At 55.0% G+C, this 18405-nt stretch carries 16 protein-coding genes and 1 pseudogene; 13 read left to right on the top strand and 4 right to left on the bottom strand.

All coding sequences use genetic code 11. The features are described from left to right. The first annotated feature begins 77 nt into the window (after positions 1 to 77). On the top strand, positions 78 to 1010 hold the full coding sequence (locus GRH90_RS04915; protein WP_162364786.1) for a glycosyltransferase family 2 protein: 933 nt from the start codon (positions 78 to 80) through the stop codon (positions 1008 to 1010). A 289-nt stretch (positions 1011 to 1299) separates the two neighbouring features. Here GRH90_RS04915 and GRH90_RS26465 read toward each other — a convergent pair whose 3' ends face one another. Continuing rightward, positions 1300 to 1584, bottom strand: a complete 285-nt coding sequence (locus GRH90_RS26465; protein WP_376766062.1) for an SDR family NAD(P)-dependent oxidoreductase — start codon at positions 1582 to 1584, stop codon at positions 1300 to 1302. A 56-nt stretch (positions 1585 to 1640) separates the two neighbouring features. Here GRH90_RS26465 and GRH90_RS04905 point away from each other — a divergent pair, with 56 nt between their 5' ends. After that, positions 1641 to 1886: a hypothetical protein gene (locus GRH90_RS04905; protein WP_178113016.1), complete on the top strand. Its 246-nt coding sequence runs from the start codon at positions 1641 to 1643 to the stop codon at positions 1884 to 1886. A 252-nt stretch (positions 1887 to 2138) separates the two neighbouring features. On the opposite strand, the gene cadR is transcribed toward GRH90_RS04905, so the two are convergent. Continuing rightward, positions 2139 to 2570: a Cd(II)/Pb(II)-responsive transcriptional regulator gene (gene cadR / locus GRH90_RS04900; RefSeq protein ID WP_162364785.1), complete on the bottom strand. Its 432-nt coding sequence runs from the start codon at positions 2568 to 2570 to the stop codon at positions 2139 to 2141. Between the two features lie 80 nt (positions 2571 to 2650). Between cadR and GRH90_RS04895 the strand changes: the two genes are divergently transcribed. Further along, positions 2651 to 4933, top strand: a complete 2283-nt coding sequence (locus tag GRH90_RS04895) for a heavy metal translocating P-type ATPase (protein ID WP_162364784.1) — start codon at positions 2651 to 2653, stop codon at positions 4931 to 4933. A gap of 92 nt (positions 4934 to 5025) precedes the next feature. Here GRH90_RS04895 and GRH90_RS04890 read toward each other — a convergent pair whose 3' ends face one another. Then, positions 5026 to 5928 (bottom strand): LysR family transcriptional regulator, encoded by a 903-nt coding sequence (locus GRH90_RS04890; RefSeq protein ID WP_162364783.1) that lies wholly within the window; start codon positions 5926 to 5928, stop codon positions 5026 to 5028. Between the two features lie 467 nt (positions 5929 to 6395). Here GRH90_RS04890 and GRH90_RS04885 point away from each other — a divergent pair, with 467 nt between their 5' ends. The 7 genes and pseudogenes from GRH90_RS04885 to GRH90_RS04855 all read left to right on the top strand — a co-directional run. Then, a complete protein-coding gene (locus GRH90_RS04885; protein WP_162364782.1) occupies positions 6396 to 7700 on the top strand; it encodes a CitMHS family transporter in 1305 nt (434 codons plus the stop codon). A gap of 41 nt (positions 7701 to 7741) precedes the next feature. Continuing rightward, positions 7742 to 9085, top strand: a complete 1344-nt coding sequence (locus GRH90_RS04880) for an acyclic terpene utilization AtuA family protein (protein ID WP_162364781.1) — start codon at positions 7742 to 7744, stop codon at positions 9083 to 9085. Next, entirely contained in the window at positions 9082 to 9381 is a 300-nt protein-coding gene (locus GRH90_RS04875) for an AtuA-related protein (RefSeq protein WP_162364780.1), read from the top strand. The genes GRH90_RS04880 and GRH90_RS04875 overlap by 4 nt, the downstream gene beginning before the upstream one ends. Before the next feature lie 92 nt (positions 9382 to 9473). Further along, the gene (atoD, locus tag GRH90_RS04870; RefSeq protein ID WP_162364779.1) at positions 9474 to 10133 is read left to right on the top strand and encodes an acetate CoA-transferase subunit alpha; all 660 of its coding nucleotides are present in this window, start codon (positions 9474 to 9476) and stop codon (positions 10131 to 10133) included. Beyond that, positions 10130 to 10780: a 3-oxoacid CoA-transferase subunit B gene (locus tag GRH90_RS04865; protein WP_162364778.1), complete on the top strand. Its 651-nt coding sequence runs from the start codon at positions 10130 to 10132 to the stop codon at positions 10778 to 10780. The genes atoD and GRH90_RS04865 overlap by 4 nt, the downstream gene beginning before the upstream one ends. After that, on the top strand, positions 10777 to 11955 hold the full coding sequence (locus tag GRH90_RS04860) for an acetyl-CoA C-acetyltransferase (RefSeq protein WP_162364777.1): 1179 nt from the start codon (positions 10777 to 10779) through the stop codon (positions 11953 to 11955). The genes GRH90_RS04865 and GRH90_RS04860 overlap by 4 nt, the downstream gene beginning before the upstream one ends. A gap of 122 nt (positions 11956 to 12077) precedes the next feature. After that, positions 12078 to 12329: pseudogene (locus GRH90_RS04855) on the top strand (helix-turn-helix transcriptional regulator); the annotation flags it as partial. Positions 12330 to 13400: 1071 nt separating this feature from the next. Here the strand turns inward: GRH90_RS04855 and GRH90_RS04850 are convergent. Then, positions 13401 to 13748: a hypothetical protein gene (locus GRH90_RS04850; RefSeq protein ID WP_162364776.1), complete on the bottom strand. Its 348-nt coding sequence runs from the start codon at positions 13746 to 13748 to the stop codon at positions 13401 to 13403. Positions 13749 to 14017: 269 nt separating this feature from the next. Here GRH90_RS04850 and GRH90_RS04845 point away from each other — a divergent pair, with 269 nt between their 5' ends. From GRH90_RS04845 to GRH90_RS04835, 3 genes are all read left to right on the top strand, one after another. Next, a complete protein-coding gene (locus tag GRH90_RS04845) occupies positions 14018 to 15418 on the top strand; it encodes a carbohydrate porin (protein ID WP_162364775.1) in 1401 nt (466 codons plus the stop codon). Between the two features lie 62 nt (positions 15419 to 15480). Further along, positions 15481 to 16575 (top strand): hypothetical protein, encoded by a 1095-nt coding sequence (locus GRH90_RS04840; protein ID WP_162364774.1) that lies wholly within the window; start codon positions 15481 to 15483, stop codon positions 16573 to 16575. A 47-nt stretch (positions 16576 to 16622) separates the two neighbouring features. Next, positions 16623 to 18179 (top strand): FAD-dependent oxidoreductase, encoded by a 1557-nt coding sequence (locus GRH90_RS04835; RefSeq protein WP_162364773.1) that lies wholly within the window; start codon positions 16623 to 16625, stop codon positions 18177 to 18179. Positions 18180 to 18405 lie beyond the last annotated feature (226 nt).

The following is an 18405-nucleotide window of genomic DNA, read 5'->3' as shown; positions in this document are numbered from 1 at the left end:
TTGTTTTTGGCCAACTCCTTTAAATCCAATACAATTGTGTTTAAAGGCTTACATTATTGATATGAGCGGAACTCATGATGGACAATACATTTAGAGACAAACACGTAGCCGTTATCATCCCTTGTTATAACGAAAGCATAGCTATCGCGAAAGTTATTGAAGATTTTAATAAAAGTATTCCTGAGGCGGCGGTGTATGTCTTTGATAACAATTCGATAGATGATACGGCAAAAATCGCCAAAAATTCTGGAGCCATCGTCTATACGGTTACTCGACCGGGTAAAGGAAATGTGGTCAGGAGAATGTTTGCCGATATCGAAGCGGATATCTATGTTATGGTTGATGGCGATGCGACGTACGACGCGGCAAGTTGCCCTATATTAATCAATAAGTTAATTGATGAACATCTTGATATGGTGGTTGGCGCCCGTCAGCATTCCGAAAAGGAAGCCTATCGTCCCGGTCATACCTTCGGCAACAAGATTCTAACGGGCTGTGTGCAAACTATTTTTGGTGGTGATTTTTCAGATATGCTCTCTGGATATCGGGTTTTTTCCAGGCGTTATGTAAAATCGTTCCCGGCCATGGCAAAGGGTTTTGAAATCGAAACTGAATTAACCGTGCATGCTCTTGAATTGCGGGTTCCTTACGCTGAAGTTGTAACTCCCTACGATTCAAGAATGGACGGTTCCACAAGCAAATTGAGCACCTATAAAGATGGCATGCGCATACTGAAAACTATCATAAAATTATATTCTGTTGAGCGACCCTTCTTTTTTTACGGTATTTTGGCTTTATTCTTTGCCATTAGCAGCATTGTTTTCGCGATACCCTTATTTCATGATTATTATGAAACCGGCTTAGTACCAAGATTTCCTACGGCCATTCTCTCTACTGGGCTGATGATTTTATCAGCGATATCGTTTATCACTGGTATTTTACTGGAAAACGTTACGCTTGGGCATCGTGAAATTAAGATGCTGGCATATCTTTCTATTAAAAGAGATTGACTGTCACCCGATAAGTATTAAGAAAAAACTAAAGGCCGAAACTTGATTCGGCTTTTAGCATTTTGACCGTTTCCTCTTTTACACGAACGTCCGGTATTTTTCCTAGCGTTTCTCATCCTTAAAGATGTGCGGTAACCTGAACACCAGTCGGCATACTTTGATTCGTCCTCCCGCGATCGCTTTGTCTGTTTTTATTTACGTCATATCTTTTTCTGGCCGAGGGGATCCATGGTAAGCGAGTACCCAGCACCACCCGGCCAGATGCGTTTGCGGGTGAACGCCTTTGCGGTCAGTATTGTAGGCGAACCACACCGCGGGCGGCAGTGTCGAAGCGGCATTGCGACTCCCGACCATCGCCCACACGAGCTTCATGGCAGACCATTACAGCCGCATTGTTGATTAAAATGTCGATGCTGCGTCCACTGGCAACGAAGCGTTCGGCAAATCCGCGTACGCTTCCCAGGTCAGCCGGATCCCGCTCATCTACCTCGATCCCGTTTAAGTCCAGGAGCGCCTCTTTGGCCGCTTGCGGGCGACGGGCGGCCACGACAACGAGAACTCCTGTACGCGACAGAACCCGTGTTGTCTCCAGACCAAGCGCGGAATATCCTCCGGTTACGAATAAATCAGATGGATTATAAAAAACAGATACTGAAGATCTTGCTTAGCCTGCTTGAATCGCGTGCCGAAATGACTAGGCAACTTGGCGTAACGAAGGCGTACATCACAAAGCTGAGTTTTTCACTCATCACCGTGGAGTTGATTGAAGAGCTCGAGATCAAGGATGTCACTTTCGGCCGGCCCCAGCAGGTATTGACCGTTGAAGCGGGTAATTTTTTCAGTGTCAACATCATGCTGCGTAAAGGGAACCTATAGGCCACTCTCAACGATCACAATACGCGTCTGGCGGCTTGGCTACGCTGACTCGGATTGCAGCAGGCATGCAAATTGCGGATCGGCGAAGCGCCGGCGCGGCTGCGATCGCCGTTATATTCTTGGCCGGTTTCTCGTCAATCTTTTACCGGATTGGTACTTTGCCATCCGCCGGTCTTCGATAGGATTTCCATCAGGATGTGGAACGCTGGCGCGCGTTTTTGCCGGGCTATCTGGAAAACCAATAACGAGGGGCTAACCTAAATGCGTATACCTTACCTGCGCAGACTCGGTGTCCATCGATACTATGCCCTGCACGATGCCGCAGGCGTCCACCCGCTGTTCCCGCTGGCAGCGCCTACGCAAGTCGGTGAGCTGGTCCTTAAGCTGGGTCAGCTCCTTGATGCGCACCTCCACATGGTCGATATGTTCCTCAAGCAGATGATTAACCGCGCCGCATCCGGTGTCGGGCCGATCCACCAGGCTTAGCAGCAAACGAATTTCCCCATGGGTCATATTCAGCACGCGGCAGTTGCGGATAAACCGCAGGCGCTCCACATGCGTTGGCGTATAGCTGCGGTAGTTGGCCGCAGTGCGCACAGGGACGGGCAGCAGCCCTTCTTTTTCATAAAAACGCACGGTTTCCACCGTGCAGTGCGCAAGCTGCGCGACTTCACCGATTTTCATGCCAGCCTCCTTTATGTCTTGACTCTATAGTAGCTTCAGGGTGTGCAATACGCTATAGAGAATATTATCAGGAGCACGACATGGACATTCAGCGCATCACCCCTGTTATCACGCCGCCCGACTGCTGTCATGCCGAGGCCACGGGGCAGGAAAAGCCGGCCGATCGGGATAGACCGGCCCCACGGCAACCCTGCTGCACGGCGGATACGGCGCAATCTATAGGGCCGGGCGATGCCGCTCTTGGCGCAGCCGGTCTTCCCGCAGGCGTCCGGTTAAGCCGGTTGTATATTGACCAGATGGATTGTCCCACCGAGGAAGGAATGATCCGCAAGAAGCTGGGCGGGATGCCCGCCGTACAGGGCATGGAGTTCAATCTGATGGGACGGGTGCTGACCGTCGCACACGACGACGGCGCGCTGCCCGCCCTAGAGGCTGCTATCCGGGAGTTGGGCATGGATAGCCGGCCGGCGGCGGACCCGACGACGGGTGCCGCCCTGGCCGTACCTGAGCCTGACGCCAAGCCCTGGTGGCCGCTGGCGCTGGCGGGTGCGGCGGCGCTGGGCGCGGAGATGGTCCACTGGGCGGGATGGCCGGTATGGATCGGCGCTGTGCTGGCGCTGGCGGCAATTGCCATCGGGGGCCTGGGCACCTACAAAAAGGGTTGGATCGCGCTGCGCCATGGCAATCTCAATATCAATGCGTTGATGAGCATTGCCGTTACCGGGGCGCTGCTTATCGGCCAATGGCCCGAAGCGGCGATGGTGATGGTGCTGTTCACCCTGGCGGAACTTATCGAAGCGAAGTCGCTCGACCGGGCGCGCAACGCTATCCGCGGACTGGTGCAACTTACGCCGGAACTGGCGACGGTGCGGCTGCCGGACGGTGGCTGGGCCGACGTATCCGCCGGGGATATTGAGCCGGGACGGATCGTGCGGGTAAAACCCGGCGAACGCATCGCCCTCGACGGCGTTATCACCGACGGCCAATCCAGCGTGGACCAGGCGCCGATTACCGGCGAGAGCCTGCCGGTCGAGAAAACCGCCGGCGATACGGTATTTGCCGGCACGATTAACGGGTCGGGCGCGATTGAATTCCGGGTCACGGCCGCCGCCATGAATTCGACGCTGGCGCGCATTATCCACGCGGTCGAGGAAGCGCAGGGCGCGCGCGCGCCCACCGCGCGGTTTATCGACCGGTTCGCCAAAATTTATACCCCGGCGGTGTTTGTACTCGCCCTGGCCATCGCCGTACTGGCGCCGCTGTTTTTTGGCGGCGGCTGGTTCGAATGGGCGTACCGGGCGCTGGTGATGCTGGTTATCGCCTGCCCGTGCGCCCTGGTGATTTCGACGCCGGTAACCATCGTCAGCGGCCTGGGCGCTGCCGCCCGACATGGCATTCTGATCAAGGGCGGCGCCTATCTGGAGGAAGGCCACAAGCTCGCCTGGCTGGCGCTGGACAAGACCGGCACCATTACCCATGGCAAACCGGCGTTAACCGATACGGTGGTATTGGCGCAGGATGCAGGGCTGGACCCGGTGCGTATCGCCGCAGGCATCGCCGCCCGCTCGGATCATCCGGTCTCACGCGCCGTAGCGGCGGGGCGGCAAAAGGGCGATGCGCTGCCGGAGGTAACGGCGTTTGGCGCGCTGCCAGGCCGCGGGGTGCGCGGCACTGTGGACGGGGTTAAGTACCAGTTCGGTAATCATCGGCTAATTCATGAACTCGGGGTCTGCTCTGCCGATCTGGAGGCGCGGCTCGGTGAATTGGAGCGGCAGGGCAAGACCGTGGTCTTGCTCAGCGACGGCGAGCGCGTGCTGGCGCTGTTCGCGGTGGCGGATACCGTTAAGGACAGCAGCCGCGCCGCTATCGGGGCGTTGCATGAGCTGGGCATCAAGACCGTGATGCTCACCGGCGACAATATCCATACCGCCCGCGCTATCGCCGGCCAGGTCGGCATCGATGACGTCTTGGGCGATCAACTGCCGGAAGATAAGCAGCGGGCGGTGGCGGAGTACGCGCGGCGCGGCAAGGTGGGTATGGTTGGCGACGGCATTAACGATGCGCCCGCCCTGGCGAGGGCCGACATCGGTTTTGCCATGGGAGCGGCGGGGACCGATACCGCCATTGAAACCGCCGACGTGGCGCTGATGGATGACGATCTGAATAAAATCGTGCGCTTCGTTCGTCTGTCGCGTGCGACCCGGACGGTGCTGGTGCAGAATATCGCGCTGGCCTTGGGCATCAAGGCCGTCTTTCTGGCATTGGCCATGCTGGGTATGGCCACCATGTGGATGGCGGTCTTCGCCGACATGGGGGCCAGCCTGCTGGTGGTGGCGAACGGACTCAGATTGACGCGCCGGTAACCGTCTGCGTGATATCCATTATCGGTACTGGCGTAGCAGTCGCGCATGTGATGGATATCGGCAGGGGGGGCATTGAGTACATTCGGGGTAAATCAACACGGCTGGAAATCCTGCGCCTGCCGTACGATAAAGTTGATAAATTCCTGGGCGCAGGGGGAGAGACGCCGTCCTTTCATCGTAACCAGATAAATAGCGCGCTCCAGCGCCAGATCCCGGAAAGGAATGATGACGATATCCTTATGCCGGAACTGAAACAGTGTCAGTCCCGTGGTAATACTCACCCCATAGTTAGCGGCAATCAGGCCCATCATGGTGGTCAGTTGGCGCACCTGCTGTTGATAGTTGAAACTCTCTCCCACCATTTCGCATAGCCGATCGGTATACTGCCGGATGCTGGTCCCGGGCGAAAAGCCGATAAACGGGTAGCGCCCGATGTCAGAAAGATCCACCCTGTCCAGTCGCGCCAGCGGATGGTTGCGGTGACACAGCAAATAAAATTTGTCGGAAAACAGCAGGGTGGAGTTAAATATTTTCGCCAAAGGCTGGCCCGCGGTCAGCGCCAGATCCGCCTGGTTGTCCAGCAGAGCCTTCAGGCAGCGATCCCATTGGGTATCCAGCAAATCCACCCGGGTGTCCGGATGTACCAGACTATGCTGCACCAGCACTTCCGGCAGCCACTCCACGGCCAGGGAAGGCAGTATCGCCAGTGTTACGGTGCTGTTGCCCCCCGCCGCGCGGGCGGCGATTTCATTGACGGCATCGTCGTGGTTTTGCACCAGCCGCCTGGCCAGATCGATAAAATGAATGCCGTTGGCGTTCAACTGCACCCGGCGGGTATCCCGATCAAACAGCCGGTAGCCGATTTCCTCCTCCAGGCCGGCAATCAGCGCGCTAAAGGCCGGCTGGGATAAATTAAATTTCTTCGCCGCGCGGGTAAAACTGTCCACTTCGCTTAATATAAGGAAAGCGCGCAGCTGTTTGATCGATAAATTCATCCTTCCTTCCTCGCCGCTTATACAGTAATGCTGCACTTTAATCCGTCCGGCTTTGCATTCCTTATCAGCCGAAATGTTTTTATGATCCAGCGCTCATTTAATTTAACCATATTTATTGCTAAAAAAACGCCCGGAAATAAAAAAGCATGAACCCGAAGGGCTTTTTTTTTGACGCAAGGCGAAAAGAAAAAACAACTGTTTGATTTAAATCAACAATAATCAACATCACCGCGACAAATGAATCAATAGGTGGCGCTGATAAATATCTTTTACCGCAATTATTTATTACTTATTTTAATTACCGATTAGCAGGATGCACCTGGGGTATGCTAGAAATATCCGCAGTTGAACACCCGATAGAACACTCGACGCTAAAACGGCTAACGTATATTTAAGTCAAAAATATTTTAATTTAATGTAACGATAACGTTATTAGCTGGAGAAATATAAATTATAAGGAGAACCCTATGTTGGCGTTAATTGGTGTGCTCACCATAGCCACGCTGTTATTTTTTATCATGTCCAAACGCATGTCCCCCCTGGTGGCGCTGATTGTCATTCCGGTCATCGGCGCCCTGGCGGCGGGCAGCGGCACCGACACGGCGAAGTTCATCATTGAAGGCATTACCAAACTGGCGCCGATGGCGGCGATGTTCGTGTTCGCCATCACTTTCTTTGGCGTGGTGACCGATGCGGGCATGTTCGATCCCATTATCCGCGGCATCCTGCGTTTTGTCGGCACCAATCCGGTCAAGATCATCATCGGCACCGGCATCCTGGCCCTGATTGCCCACCTTGACGGCAATGGCGCGGTCACGTTTTTGATCACCATTCCCACCATGTTGCCGCTGTTTAACCGCCTCGGTATGGATAAACGCATCCTGGTGGGCATTACCGCGCTCAGCGCCGGGGTGAACTTCCTGCCCTGGACCGGGCCGATGATCCGCGCGTCGGCGGCGCTCGGTATCCCTACCCACGATCTGTTCCTGCCGCTGATCCCGGCCCAGGTGGCGGGCCTGTTGTTTATGGTGGCCATGGGCTGCTACTGGGGCAAAAAAGAGGAAAAACGCCTGGGCGCCGCGCATTTCCAGGCCGCCGCCGACGATGCCGTCCACCATAAGGAGCTTAACGAGCAGGAGCGCGCCTTGCGCCGTCCCCACTTGTTCTGGATTAATCTCGGCCTGGTAGTGGCGGTTATCGGCACCATGGTGCTGACCCGCATCTCCCCCACGGTGGCGTTTATGATTGCCCTGACGCTGGCGCTGATGATCAACTACCCCAATGTGGAAATGCAGAAGGAGCGGATTAACGCCCATGCCAAGGCGGCGCTGATGATGGCCAGCATCCTGTTCGCGGCGGGCGCCTTTACCGGCATCATGGGCGGCGCCGGCATGCTCAAGGCGATGTCCGAGGCGGCGGTGGGGTTTATGCCGCAGGCCTTTGCCTCGCATATTCCCTTTATCGTCGGCCTGATCGCCATGCCGCTGAGCCTGGTGTTCGACCCCGATTCCTACTACTTCGGCATCATGCCGGTTATCGCCCACACCCTGCAGCTGCTGGGTATCCCCGCCATCCAGGTGGCCCAGGCATCGGTACTCGGCCAGATGACCACCGGTTTTGCCGTTAGCCCGCTGACGCCGGCCACCTTTCTGCTGGTCAGTCTTGCCGGGGTCGACCTGGCGGATCACCAAAAATTTTCCATCCCGGTCCTATGGGCGGCCAGCGTCATCATGACCTTTGCCGCGGTGCTGACCGGCGTATTCCCATTTTAACGAACTCTATTTTAATCAAGGCAGTAACAAAGGATTAGATCATGAAAAAAATCAGAATAGGTTCCGGCGCCGGTTATGCCGGGGATCGTATCGAACCGGCGGTTGAGCTGGCGCAAAAAGGCGATATCGATTATCTGGTGTTTGAATGCCTGGCGGAACGCACCATCGCCATCGGCCAGAAACAAAAGCAACAGGATCCCGCCAGGGGATATAACGAACTGCTCGAAGACCGTATGCGGGCGGTGTTGCCGCTGTGCCGGGAGAAAGGCATCACCATTATCACCAATATGGGCTCGGCTAATCCGCCGGCCGCCGGCGACGCGGTGGTTGCCCTGGCCCGCGAGCTCGGATTGCCTGACGTAAAAGTGGCGGTCGTCACCGGCGATGATGTCTACGCCACGCTGATCAAAGAAGATCTTACCCTGGACGAAGCCGGCGCGCCGGTGTCCGAATCCGGTAAAAATATCCTGTCGGCCAATGCCTATATGGGCGCCGAAGGCCTGGTGCAGGCGCTGGCCGGCGGGGCCAACGTGGTGATTGCCGGGCGCGTCGCCGATCCCTCGCTGTTCCTGTCGCCGATGATCCATGCATTTAACTGGGCGTTTGACGACTGGGAACGGCTGGGCAAAGGCACCTGCATCGGCCATCTGCTGGAGTGCGGCGGCCAGGTTACCGGCGGTTATTACGCCGATCCGGGCTATAAGGACGTGCAGGGCTTGGCCCGCCTGGGCTTCCCCATTGCCGAGGTGACCGAACGGGGCGACGCCGTTATCACCAAGGTGGCCGGCTCCGGCGGCCGGGTCTGTGTCGATACCTGCAAAGAGCAGCTGATGTATGAAATCCACCGCCCGGATCGCTACCTGACCCCGGACGTGGTGGCGGACTTCAGCGGCGTCACCTTCACGGCGCAGGGCGACGACGCCGTGGCCGTCGCCGGCGCCACCGGGCGGCCGCGCACCGACACGCTGAAAGTCTCGGTCGGTTACCAGGACGGGTTTATCGGCGAGGGGGAAATTTCCTACGCCGGTCCCGGCGCGGTGGCTCGCGGCCGACTGGCGCTGGATATCGTGCGCGAACGTTTTGGCCTCTGCCGGTTTACCCCAGAGGAGGCGCGTTATGACCTTATCGGCATCGATGCCCTGCACGGCGCCCTGCGCTCCCGGCCCGGGGAGCCCTATGAAGTTCGCGCGCGGGTGGCGGCCCGCTGCCTGACGCGCAAACAGGCGGTACAGGTGGGTAATGAGGTGGAAACCCTATACACCAACGGCCCGGCGGGCGGCGGCGCCGTAATGAAATCGGTTAAAGAGATCCTGGCCATGGATTCCACCCTGTTGTCGCGTAAATTAACCCAGGCACGGGTCGATTATCTGGAGAGCGCGAAATGAAACTACGTGAAATAGCCCATTCCCGTACCGGTGATAAAGGGAATATTTCCAATATTTCTTTAATTGCCTACGATAGTGCGGATTACCAAAAAATAAAGGCGGCGGTGACGGCGGAAAAAGTCCGTTCCTGGTTTGGCGATATTGTGCATGGCGACGTAGTACGCTATGAGTTACCCAATATCGGTGCACTGAATTTTGTGATGTATAACGCCCTGGGCGGCGGCGTCACTCGTTCCCTGGCGCTGGACATGCATGGCAAGAGCCTGAGCTCGGCGCTGATGGATATGGAAATTTAACCTCATTACCCGGTAAAAATAAGTCGGGAAAAGCAGGCGGAATATATTCCCGCCTCCTTTTTTACGGCATTATTTTGTCCAAAGAGAATATTATGAAGAATAAAACTATCGACGAATTACAATTCCGCGCCCTGCTGCGGGACGGAATGTCGATTATGTTTGGCGGCTTTATGGGCATCGGCACACCGCACTATTTAGTCGACGAAATTATTAAGTCCGGCGTAAAAGACCTGACGCTGATCGGCAATGACACCGGTTTTGTGGATACCGGCGTCGGTCCCCTTATCGCCAGCGGCCAGGTGAAAAAAGTTATCGCCTCGCATATCGGCACCAATCCGGAAACCGGCCGCAAGATGATCGCTGGCGAACTGGAAGTGGCGCTGGTGCCGCAGGGCACGCTGGCGGAGCAAATCCGCGCCGGCGGCGCGGGCCTGGGCGGTTTTCTTACACTCACAGGCGTCGGCACGGTGGTGGCGGAAAACAAGCAGACCATCACCCTCGATGGCATCACCTACCTGCTGGAACGCCCGCTGCGCGCCGATCTGGCCATTCTGGAATCCCACCATGCCGACCGGCTGGGCAATCTGGTCTATCGCCTGACCGCGCGTAATTTCAACCCGCTGATGGCGCTGGCGGCCGACCTGGTGGTGGCCCAGTACGACGGCATCCGGGAGACGGGGGAATTAGATCCCGAACGTATCGTCACGCCCGGCGCACTGGTGGATTATCTGTTTGCAGGAGCCGGTCTATGAACGCTAAAGAACGTATTGCCCGCCGCGTCGCGCTGGAATTGCACGACGGCGATGTCGTCAACCTGGGGATCGGCCTGCCCACCCAGGTCGCCAATTACCTGCCGGCCGGCATCGACGTTACCTTCCAATCGGAAAACGGTTTTCTCGGCTTGGGTCCGATCACCGCCGCCAACGCCAAACTGGTCAACGCCGGCGGCCAACCCTGCGGCATGATCCCCGGCGCCGCCATGTTTGACAGCGCCTTCTCGTTTGCCCTGATCCGCGGCGGCCACGTGGACGTCTGCGTGCTGGGCGGCCTGCAGGTGGACCAACACGGCAGCCTGGCCAACTGGATGGTGCCGGGCAAAATGGTACCCGGCATGGGCGGGGCCATGGATCTGGTGGTGGGCGCCAAACGCGTGATCATCGCCATGGAGCACTGCGCCAAAAACGGCGAGGCCAAACTGCTGCGCAACTGCACCTATCCGCTGACCGCGGTCAATAAAGTCAGCAAGGTGGTTACCGAGCTGGCGGTATTTAGCTTCCACGACGGACACATGATCCTGGACGAAATCAGCGCGGACATCACCCTTGGCGAGCTGCGCGCCAAAACCGACGCCGCGTTTATCGTCTCCGCCTCCCTGCAACAGTCCGAGGTCGCCCAATGAATGATTCAGTCGTGATTGTCAGCGCCAAAAGAACGGCCATCGGTAAATTTGCCGGCAGCCTGGCCAACACCTCCGCCGTGGAGCTGGGCGTGGCCACGGTGCGAGCCAACCTGGCCGGGCTGCCGGACGATCTGGCCATTGACGAGGTCATGCTCGGTAACGTGCTCCAGGCCGGCCTGGGCCAGAATCCGGCCCATCAGGTGGCGCGCAACGCCGGCCTGCCGCTGGCCACGCCGTCGCTGACGGTGAACAAGGTCTGCGGCTCCGGCCTGAAAACCGTAGTACTAGCCGCGCAGTCTATTTTATGCGGGGACAACCAGGTCTGTCTGGCCGGCGGCATGGAAAATATGAGCGCCGCGCCCTATTTGCTGGAAAAGGCGCGCCAAGGCTACCGCATGGGGGACGGCAAGCTGGTGGACGTGATGATCCGCGACGGCCTATGGTGCGCTTTTAATGATTTCCACATGGGCTTCACCGCGGAAAATATTGCCCAACGCTATCGGCTGAGCCGCGAAGAGCAGGATCAGGTGGCGGTGGATTCGCAGCGCAAGGCGCTGGCAGCTATCAGCGAAAACCGCTTTGCCGCTGAAATAGTGCCGATCCGGCTACAGGTTAAAAAAGAGCAGCGTCTGTTCGATCGCGACGAATTCCCGCGCGCCGGCACCACGCTCGCCTCCCTGGCCGCGCTGCGCCCGGCGTTCCAGGACGACGGCACGGTGACCGCAGGCAATGCGTCTGGCATCAACGACGCGGCGGCAACGCTGGTGCTGATGGCGGAAAAGGCGGCGCGCGCGCAGGGCATCACGCCCCTGGCGCGTATCCGCAGTTGGGCGTCGGCCGGCGTCGCCGCCGATGTCATGGGCCTTGGCCCGATCCCCGCCACGCAGCAGGCGCTGGCTAAAGCGGGCATGGCGGTAAAGGATATCGATTTGATCGAGGCCAACGAAGCGTTCGCCGCCCAGTTCCTGGCGGTACAGCGCGATCTGGATTTTGATCCGCTGCGGGTCAATGTCAACGGCGGCGCCATCGCGCTCGGCCACCCTATCGGCGCCAGCGGCGCGCGCATCCTGGTGACGCTTATCCACGCCCTGCAAAACCGGGATAAAACCACCGGGCTGGCGACGTTATGCATCGGCGGCGGCCAGGGCATCGCTCTAGTGGTGGAACGGTTGTAACGGATTAATCCAGACGCGCATATCGGCAATAATATGGCCGAACTGCATACAGGCCGGGATATCGTTTCTCCCTCGGAACAGGGATTGCCAGACACGGGTGTCAGACCTTTGCCTCACGCCAGGCGGAAATAGCCAGCAGCGTCGGCATGAGTGAAAGTACCCTGCAGCGTCACTTCCGTCAGATATTCAACATGACAGTATTTGAATACCTGCGCAATTGCCGCCTGCAGCGGGCCATACTGGCTATGCAAAAAGAAGGGATTGGCATCGCGCAGGCGGCCGGCCTGGCCGGCTACAATAGCCCGGCCAATTTCGCCACCGCCCTGCGTCACGTCTACGGCGTCACGCCCGGCCAGGTTAAGGATCTATTTTAAGCGGGGGAAGAAGCGCAACAAGGCCGGCCAACGTTCCAGAGTATAATCCAGTGCTTTGCGCAGCCCAACGTCGGGCGCGGTGTGCGCATGCCGCAACAACCGCTCGTGGAAGGCGTTCAGTTGGGGGGGCATAGCGCTTTCGCCATTGACACTTCTTATCCGCCGGCCGGTGTCTGATTTTGCGCTCAAATTTACACGGCTCGCGGATAATATCGAGGGCGCGTTTGGCCACCGGGCTTTTATCGGCGATAAACAGCGCAAAGAACTTAAGGCGGACATCGCCATACAGTCTGCTGCGAACACCCGGTGTTCTTTGTTTCCCTCGAACAGGGCGGTATCACCGTTGACCTCTAATTACGCTATTTGCCTTGTTATGTATGACTAACATAACTCAAATATAAAAAAGAATTACCACTGTGACTGCCTTTATCATATAAAAGTAACACTTCGCGCAGCCCCATGTCTCGTGCCAATGAATTAAGGAACAGCGTAAAAAATAAAATCGATGGTTTTATTCGGTTCTTCATGCTCAGTCTTTGCGGTCAGAATAGGTATTTGCCAGTATCACATCACTCGAGATTAAGACGGAAAACTCCAGGTTAAAGAGAGTGGTTGCGGCAAATCATGACTGTTTCACCACCACTGCCATATGCAGTTTTTCCGACGATCAACCATTATTTCTGGTATGTGTACGGCGCGAATCAGCCCAAGTGAAATGCTCAATGCCAACAGCCATTATCATGTCAATCCCGCTCGCGAGTTTTCAGGCCAGACTGGCAAGTAACCTGGCGACAGTCCGCAGGAAATGTTACTGAAAGTAGCCGTATTTATTATGGGGATAAAAGCACCATGACTAATATTGAACCTGTACAATTAACCTACTCAACGATGTGTTGGGCCATCCGTGCCAGATGCTGTCTGGCTGGCTTGTGTTTCCTACTGGGCGCGGTAGCCAAAAACCTGAGCGTTGGACTCCCGCAGGCGGTGCAACTGATGACCTATTTTATGCTGCGCCCGTCGCTTTCATTCTTCCTCAGTGGCCCGTTCGGTGGTCGTTTCGGGGCGGCAATGTCAATTATCGTCATCATTATGCTGATATCGGTTACCACGCTGACCATGCCCTGGGCCGATGGATTCCATGTCGCCCCCGCTATCATTGGTGTCCTGCAGGGATGCGCTGTTGGATTCTGTATGGCGGGAATAGTGCCGCTGATAATACAATGGATTACACCGAAGCAGCATTCCTGCGCGGTTCGGCATCACCTCCGGCAAGGCGCCGGAGATCGGCGGATTCAGTGCGGGTAAATACCATTCATCTAGACTCTTGCAGCCGCCGGCGGCTAAATTGCCGGCATTAATACGACCATGCTGATTGTTGTGGCCAGGCTGATACTCGCTGTTCTGCTCAATTGTCGCCATAAATATAACGACCAACAGCAAAAAAGTGGTTATTCATACTTGGCTGAGTCAGAAATCGGTCCGATGAAAATAACGGCAAAAACATATCTATAAACGACAATAGGTCAGAGTGAATGACAAATGGCTTTTTATCGTCACGATGACTATTGCAGATCGCGATAGCAACACAGTGTATTGATGCTGCGACTTGTTCGCACGGCGCTTGTCGGATAAGGACTTAATGGCATTAATAAAAGTGTAAATAACAAAAAATATTATGTGGAGTTTTTATGCGTAATTTTTTGATTGCTGGGATGCTGTTATTTTGGGTAATGAATTTATGGGCGTCCGAGCAACCTCTGCCTAAAGACGCCGCCGTTAAAACACCCGATGCCCCGATCACCGATAACCCTTATTTAGCCAAAGGCTGGTATCAGGAATCGGAACCGGGACTGGGCGAATTTTTAAATGATAAAGGTATTATTTATCGCGGCCTGATACTGAGCTCGTTGTTCAATAATATCAGCACCGGCGCCCGGGTTGGCCATACCGGCGGCCAGACGATTTTTATCAATGCGGTTGATCTGGATTTAGAAAAATTAGCTAACATGCCCCATTCAAAAATCCATATCGAAGGCGTCATATTCCCCTGGCATATGCCCGCCGATGAAAACGGTGAAACCATGGAATTCGGCAGCTATGCCAGCAGCTACCTGGGGGGCGATCAATATCCGTCTCATGCCGCCAGCATGAGTCCCTGGCTCTCGCTTCTAACCTTTGAGACGACCTTGCAAGAAGAGCGAGTGAACCTTGAATTTGGCAAGACTAATCTACAGCGGTACTACTTTTCGCCCAATTGCGGCATTGATTTTCTTTGCACCGATGCGTTGGTGAAATGGGATAGCGGCGTTCCTGACGCAAGCACCGGAAGTATGGGGGCAAGAGTGGGTTATAAGGTATCACGCGCGGTTGCTGTGGAAGCCGGAGTACAGCAAATGCGCGAATATAGTTCTCTTATAAAAGATAACGGTTGGGATGCGTTCGGCATGGGTGGAGGCACGGGAACCTTCGTTGTCACTTCGCTGCGTTACAAAACGGATTTTTCCTACGCAGCCTACCCCGAAGATTACCAACTTAATTACTTTTACGCGGATACGCGGGTCAGCGACCCTTACGAAACAGACAAAAATCACCGGGGTTCAAGCGGCTTTGTGTTCAAGTTTGGGAAAACAGTCTGGTCTGAAAATGGCAAAGTCGCCGCTACCGGAAAAGATATCCCCAGTAATCTGGGCTATTTCGGCACCATGGAACACTCGTTCGACGATGCAAGACCCGTAGGCTGGGGCTTCACGTTAGGCCTGGCCTGGGACAAACCGCAAATCCCCCTGCCAAACGGGATAAATCTTGATCAAATTACCGGCAAGGTGATGCAAATTTATCTCAATAAATCAACGCTGTTGGCCCAGCGTGAACTCCGCGAGTCACTGGGGGGCAGTGACCAGATGACGCCATCTAACGAATACAGAATTGAATTAAGCTCCACTTTTGCCGTCGGGCGCTATCTCAAAATCCAGCCCGCTGTCGAATATATCATCAATCCAGACAGTGCAATATCCAGAACCTCCGCCAATGTACCGGCCAGCGGCTGGTTGGCTGGCGTAACAGTCGCGCTGGCGTTTGGTAATCCTTAGACGCCGGATTTCAATAATCTTTTTTGTAAAACGATTAATCAATGAGAACAGGATTGACACCAATGAAAAAGAAAACCGTTATTTTGATTTTTGGTTTAGGCATGGATCTTTTGGCATCCCCCCTATTGTCGCAGGCGGCAGGGGAACAACCCGGGGGCTGTGATCGCAATTGCTTACAAGATATTGCCTTACAAGTACTCACTTCGATGAAGCAGCATAAAAGTGAATCTCTGCCATTGGCCCGCAATTACCGGCTAACTGAAAATGGAACACCGGTTTCCCCCGTGATGAGCACGTTGTGGCGTTCAGTCACGGATTTTAAGACGCCGGGTACCGGACAATATGTAATAGATCCTGGGACGGGGCAGATTTTTGTTATTGCCGAAGTTTCAGAAGGAGACAGCCCCTCGGTATTTTATGGCCGGCTTAAAGTGAAAAATCGGCTCCTGACGGAACTGGAATTGTATATTAGCCGTTCCCGGGGAGAATCGGGCCAGCTTTTCGCGCCGCACGAACTTGAAAATCTGCCCAAGGCCTGGAGCTATACTGTTCCCGCCAACCACAAGGCCAACCGTGCACAGCTTACGCACGTGGCATACAGTATTTTTGATAAAAGCTATGGTAATCCTATCGGTTCAGCATCATGCGAACTGGTTGAAATGGGTGGACGCGTTATTGAAGATCCTGATGCGCTCAAGGTCATTACCCAGGCGGATGCCCCGGATCTCTCCCACCGGGTCACCAAAGGCGGCGTTTCCGTACCCTGTACCATGTCAGACCGCCCTGAGGACAAAAACGTACGGGTCGTTGTCGATGAACAACAGGGCGTGTCGGCAAGTTTTGGCATCATTAACGGCGTGGTTTTTCCCAGCTTTATTACGCCGGGGCTTGAATCCACCTTTGTCCCCGGTGACTCTTCAGCCGGCTGGACCCACTTGCCCAAGGATATCCATGATCCCAACGGCACTCCCCGCCAGTCCCTGCATACGCATGGCTCACTGCCGTATGTCCCGGTTTTAACATCGATGCCGGCCACCATGCAAACGGTGGAAGTAGTGAAATACTATGGCGGCAAGATCGAAGGCGTGCAGCGTTATATGCATATGCAGCCGGCAGGCAGCGGTTCGGTATGGACTATGGATGCGGCCAAAAAATAACTTTTACCGGATTGAGATGGCTCCTCTAATTCAGAAGTAGGAACACTATGATATTATTAATACAAAAAATATTAATATTGCTTTGCATTTCACTAACCGGCGTTGTCACCTGCGCAGCCCAGGATCAAACCGCTGCGGTTAACACGATGAACAGCGCCCTAGTGACTAAAAAAACGGACGTTGTCATTATTGGCGCCGGTGCGGCGGGGACAGCCGCGGCCATGGCGGCCGCGGAAAAAGGCGTCAATGTTGTTATTCTGGAAAAACAGGCGACGGTCGGGGGAACGGGTAATTTCGCCGAGGGTTTCTTTGCCGCCAACAGCTCAATGCAACTGCATCAGGGCATTTTAGTCACGCCTGATATGGCGTTTAAAACCATTATGGATTACAGCCATTGGAAAGCGAACCCGTATGTTGCCAGAGCTTTTGTTGACCGGTCCGCTGATACGTTTGAATGGGTCAAATCCAAAGGCGTGGAATTTGAATTCATTGGTCCCGGCGTACCCGGCGGCGCAATGACATGGCATGTGGTCAAGGGGCCGAGAAATGGACGCGGCCGCAGTGTCATTACGGCGTTTTTCAATAAGTTTAAAGAAATGAAAAATGTTGAGATATTAATGAAAACCGCAGGAAAAACGCTTATCACTGATAATGGCGCCGTAACAGGCGTTATGGCTGAGAATAGCCAGGGCAATCCTGTTCGTATTGAAGCCAAAGCGGTGGTTATCGCCACCGGCGGTTATGCAAACAATAAAGAAATGTTGAAAAAATATATCGGTATTGCCGATCTGACTTTTGCCGCGCCCGCCGGTAAAGATGGCGACGGTTTGGCAATGGCCTGGTCGGCGGGGGCGGGTAAAGAAGGGTTGGGTGTGCTGCACGGCCACCGTCCCGGCGTACGGGGGGCGTCCATTGGAAACCATGCGGGGGTAGCCGCTATTCAGCCCTACCTGTGGGTCGATGGTAATGGAAATCGTTTTACCAACGAAGACAATACCATCATGTGGCCCCACGCGGGGAATGCACTGGTCAAAGCCGGCGGCGTAATGTTTACCCTGTATGATGACGCCACCAGAAATCATCTTATCAAAGACGGTAACGAGGTCGCCATCGGCGATTTTATTCCGGTGAATACCCCCTTGATTAATCTGGATGCGGATTTCGAAAAACTGGCGCAAAAAGACGTGCCGGTGGCCTTTAAAGCCAATACATTGGATGATTTGGCAAAATTGATGGCCGTGGATCCGGAGCGGCTAAAAAATACGGTTGCGGAATATAATACTTTTTCAGATAATAAAGAAGATACCGTATTTAATAAAGAATCCAGATACTTACGTCCGATTAAAACACCGCCATTTTATGCATTGAAATCAGTCTCACAGGCGCTGGGCACCTTGGGGGGCATAAAAATTGACGGTAAAATGCGGGTTGTTACCCAGGACGGCACCATCATTCCCGGCTTGTATGCCGCCGGCGATGATGCCGGTGGTTTATACGGTGATACCTATGACCTGAATATGGCCGGGGAGACGTTTGGATTCGGCTTGAATTCGGGCAGGATAGCCGGAGAGAATGCTGCGAGCAATGCAAAAAACGTCAATTAACGGGACATCAGCGCTACGACCGCCAATCTCAGTCAGGGTAAGCAGATACGGCTAGAAATATCAAAACAAACGTTCTAAGGCCGACTCAAACAGCTCCTGCGTGGCACGCTGGCCTTGCAGACCATTGTCTATCATTCCAGGGGTAGCATGAGCGTCGTGCATTCGGCCAGCTGCGCGCCGGGCGGTGAATCCGTCCGGCAATATGTGCTGAAACGGGGGCGTATTG

The organism is Acerihabitans arboris, from assembly GCF_010131535.1.
Classification (GTDB): domain Bacteria; phylum Pseudomonadota; class Gammaproteobacteria; order Enterobacterales; family Enterobacteriaceae; genus Acerihabitans; species Acerihabitans arboris.
This window is presented reverse-complemented; position numbering and strand designations above follow the sequence as displayed.

Excerpts from the sequence above, each read along its gene's own strand:
- GRH90_RS04875 (WP_162364780.1), top strand. The coding sequence starts at position 9,082 with ATGAAACTACGTGAAATAGCCCATTCCCGTACCGGTGATAAAGGGAAT.
- GRH90_RS04865 (WP_162364778.1), top strand. The coding sequence starts at position 10,130 with ATGAACGCTAAAGAACGTATTGCCCGCCGCGTCGCGCTGGAATTGCAC.
- GRH90_RS04840 (WP_162364774.1), top strand. The coding sequence starts at position 15,481 with ATGAAAAAGAAAACCGTTATTTTGATTTTTGGTTTAGGCATGGATCTT.
- GRH90_RS04850 (WP_162364776.1), bottom strand. The coding sequence starts at position 13,748 with ATGGCGACAATTGAGCAGAACAGCGAGTATCAGCCTGGCCACAACAAT.
- GRH90_RS04845 (WP_162364775.1), top strand. The coding sequence starts at position 14,018 with ATGCGTAATTTTTTGATTGCTGGGATGCTGTTATTTTGGGTAATGAAT.
- GRH90_RS04905 (WP_178113016.1), top strand. The coding sequence starts at position 1,641 with ATGGATTATAAAAAACAGATACTGAAGATCTTGCTTAGCCTGCTTGAA.
- atoD (WP_162364779.1), top strand. The coding sequence starts at position 9,474 with ATGAAGAATAAAACTATCGACGAATTACAATTCCGCGCCCTGCTGCGG.
- GRH90_RS04880 (WP_162364781.1), top strand. The coding sequence starts at position 7,742 with ATGAAAAAAATCAGAATAGGTTCCGGCGCCGGTTATGCCGGGGATCGT.
- GRH90_RS04835 (WP_162364773.1), top strand. The coding sequence starts at position 16,623 with ATGATATTATTAATACAAAAAATATTAATATTGCTTTGCATTTCACTA.
- cadR (WP_162364785.1), bottom strand. The coding sequence starts at position 2,570 with ATGAAAATCGGTGAAGTCGCGCAGCTTGCGCACTGCACGGTGGAAACC.
- GRH90_RS04860 (WP_162364777.1), top strand. The coding sequence starts at position 10,777 with ATGAATGATTCAGTCGTGATTGTCAGCGCCAAAAGAACGGCCATCGGT.
- GRH90_RS04895 (WP_162364784.1), top strand. The coding sequence starts at position 2,651 with ATGGACATTCAGCGCATCACCCCTGTTATCACGCCGCCCGACTGCTGT.
- GRH90_RS04885 (WP_162364782.1), top strand. The coding sequence starts at position 6,396 with ATGTTGGCGTTAATTGGTGTGCTCACCATAGCCACGCTGTTATTTTTT.
- GRH90_RS04915 (WP_162364786.1), top strand. The coding sequence starts at position 78 with ATGGACAATACATTTAGAGACAAACACGTAGCCGTTATCATCCCTTGT.
- GRH90_RS04890 (WP_162364783.1), bottom strand. The coding sequence starts at position 5,928 with ATGAATTTATCGATCAAACAGCTGCGCGCTTTCCTTATATTAAGCGAA.